This is a genomic window from Streptomyces sp. NPDC001056, from assembly GCF_053598955.1.
In genome coordinates this window covers 1-2,770 of record NZ_JBSFLI010000087.1, presented here as the reverse complement: position 1 = coordinate 2,770, position 2,770 = coordinate 1, and the positions used below count along the sequence as shown (strand labels likewise).

Genomic DNA, 2,770 nt, shown 5'->3' with positions numbered 1-2,770 from the left:
CCCAGTGCCGTTCGCACGGCGTTCGGGATCTGAACGTCGATCTTGCCGGACGCTATTTCCTGTTGGGTCAGCGTGTGATCGATCGTGTAGTTTCCGACGATGACCCGGACCACTTCGCCCGCGGCAACGCCCGTTTTCGAAATGCCGACGTGCACGATACCGGTCGCCGCGTCGAACGTGAGGCTGTCCGGCGCGTTGGGCGCCGTCGTGTCGAGCATCACGTCGTAAACGTTCGATTCGCCAGCCACGCCATCGCTATTGACCACCCGCGTCTGGATCGTCCAGTTGCCCGTATGCGTGTTGGGATCGGTCGCCACCCACGTGCCGTCCGACTTCATCAGCGCATCGAACCACGTGCGACCACCGTCCGTCGACACCTGCACCTTCTCGCCGGTCGCCAATGCCGCAGTCAGGTGACCACTCAACAACCGGCCCGCCGTTCCGTCGTTCGTCAGTCGGTCGAAATTGAAATTACCGCTGTCGTGCCCCATGTCGTCGAGCACCGCCTTCGCAAACGGCACCGGCGGCGCAACCGGCCCCACCGTCACGTCGAAGGCGTCCGAACGCGCGCTCGTATTGCCCGCCGGGTCCATCGCCGTCACCGTCAGTGCATGCGTGCCGTTCGACAGCGGCGACGTCACCTGGAACGTCCACGTGCCGTCGATACCCGTCTTCGTCGTACCCAGCAGCGTCGTGCCGTCGTAAATCGAGACCGTCGAATACGCTTCCGCGTGGCCCGACAGCGTCGGCTGTGCCCCTTGCGTCGCCGCGTCGATCTTCGGCTGCGACGGCGGCGTCACGTCCACCTGAATGCCGTAAGACGTCGACGGAATGCTCAGGCCGACTTCATTGCTCGCCCGCGCCGTCAGGCGATACTCGCCGTCACGCAGCGGCTGCGTGAGCGCGAAACTCCATGTCCCGTTGGCACCGACCACCACCGTTCCGACCGCGACCCCGTCCACCAGAAGATGAATCGTCGAGCCCGGGTCGCCGCGACCGCTCACCGTCGGGCGCGGGTCGTTGGTCAGCCCGCCGTTTGCAATCACGCCGGTGTACGGCGGGACGTTGTCAATGATCGTGTCGATCGTCGGCCGCGACGGCCGCGTCGTTGCTTTCTGCCCTGCCATTTTTACTTTCCTGTACCAGTCCAAAATGCCCCGGAGGAGGGTGTCGAAGACGTAGACATGCGCCGCCCGCCATTCGCTGCGGGTTGCACATGGAGAGAGAAACAATGAAGAAACCGGGCCGCTGGCACCGGTTCGGCGGGACGGAACCGCATCCTGGTCCGACGCGATTCCGCCCCGCGCTTGCGGATCAGGTCAGTTGGGTCGACACGGCCGACTGCACGAGCAGTTCGACGTGCAGCGCCGCGTTCTCGTACAGCGTATAGGCCTGGCCGTTGAGCGCAATCAGCCCCTTGTTCGCCCACCCACCACCGCTGGTCAGGCCAGGCATGCCCGACAACTCGACCCGATCGCCGGCGTTGCCGTTCACCATCAACTGCGTGTGACCATCGTTTCGGAACACGTTCTCGTGGCCGAGTTCCAGCACGTCGCGCATCGACAGCTTCAGCGTGTTGTTGCCCGTGCCGGTGATATCGATGACCTCGATCGACGTGATCTTGTCGTGGCCGCCGACGTTCAGCAGCTTCGAGATGTCCAGCGTCTGGCCGGCACCCGTGAGTTTCAGCGTGTCCGTGCCCGCCCCGCCATGGACACCTGCGCCGGCCCCGTCGAAATATTTGACATCGGCCACGCTGAAGACGTCGTTGCCAGCGCCGCCGTAGTACGCGGTATCTCCGACCAACTCCTGCAACGCCGGCCGATCGAACACCTGGCTCGCTGCTTGGGCGGAAAACGAGAAATTGTCCACCCATGTCAGCAATTTATGCACCGGAACATTGCCTTGTTGATCGAACTCGATCGACGTGAATGACAGACCTTTCGGCATGTCGATTGCGACATGCTGACGAATCCCGCCAGACATCGTAATCGCACTACTCTTATAGATCACCTTGCCGGCACTATCGAGGAAGAGCAGTACCAAACTCTCGGTTGTCGTGACATCCCCGACGTCGCAAGAAAATCGTGTCGCGCTGATGCCATCCTTCAGGTCGAGCCTGACTTTTCCCGTAATCCCGAGTGCCGTCGTCGAAGGAGGCGCCGACAGTCCGTAGGTCGGATCGAGTTTGAAATCGTTGCCTGTATATAGCCCTTGACTCCATTTATCGTGACCAGCGTCCCGAATTCCGGTCAGCGTGAAAAACGCCAGCTCACACGATTGCCCCTCGAACAAAGGCACCGACTTCAGCGTATCGAAATTCTCATGAAACTCGAACGACGCCAAGGTCCGATATTGAGAGGCATTGCCCGCCGAATCGATGATCGCCACGGCCGGAATGGCTGTGGTGTTCTTCGGCCAGGGTTACGTCGCGGTGCCTGTTGCGATTTCCTCGGCGGTCAACGTCCGCACAAATACACGCGTGCCAAATTTAACTTCCAGTTCCGAACCTGCCTGAACCTGCGAACCATCGAATTTCACCACGACAACGTCGCCCACTATGGCGAGGCTGGTTGGCGGCAACACGAATGGTTTCAAGACGACATCCGTCGAGTGGATCTCACCGGTTCCCCCCGCCGCGCTCACCACACGTGTCTGGATCGTCCAGTTGCTCGTGTGCGTATTGGGATCAGTCGCCACCCACGTGCCATCAGTCCCTCGGCCGTGGCGGCCTCGACGGTCTCGTGCAGCAGTTCGGGCGGGGCGACGG

Annotated in this window: 3 protein-coding genes; all 3 read right to left on the bottom strand. The window is 61.7% G+C overall.

The window, feature by feature from the left end; all coding sequences use genetic code 11:
• Positions 1-1,127, bottom strand: a 1,127-nt coding sequence (locus ACWDD7_RS37490; protein WP_450460694.1) for an Ig-like domain-containing protein, incomplete at its 3' end; no start/stop codon positions are given.
• Between the two features lie 187 nt (positions 1,128-1,314).
• Positions 1,315-2,391 (bottom strand): hypothetical protein, encoded by a 1,077-nt coding sequence (locus ACWDD7_RS37485; RefSeq protein ID WP_450460693.1) that lies wholly within the window; start codon positions 2,389-2,391, stop codon positions 1,315-1,317.
• A 33-nt stretch (positions 2,392-2,424) separates the two neighbouring features.
• Positions 2,425-2,770 (bottom strand): hypothetical protein (locus ACWDD7_RS37480; RefSeq protein WP_450460691.1); only part of this gene is annotated, 346 nt, incomplete at its 5' end.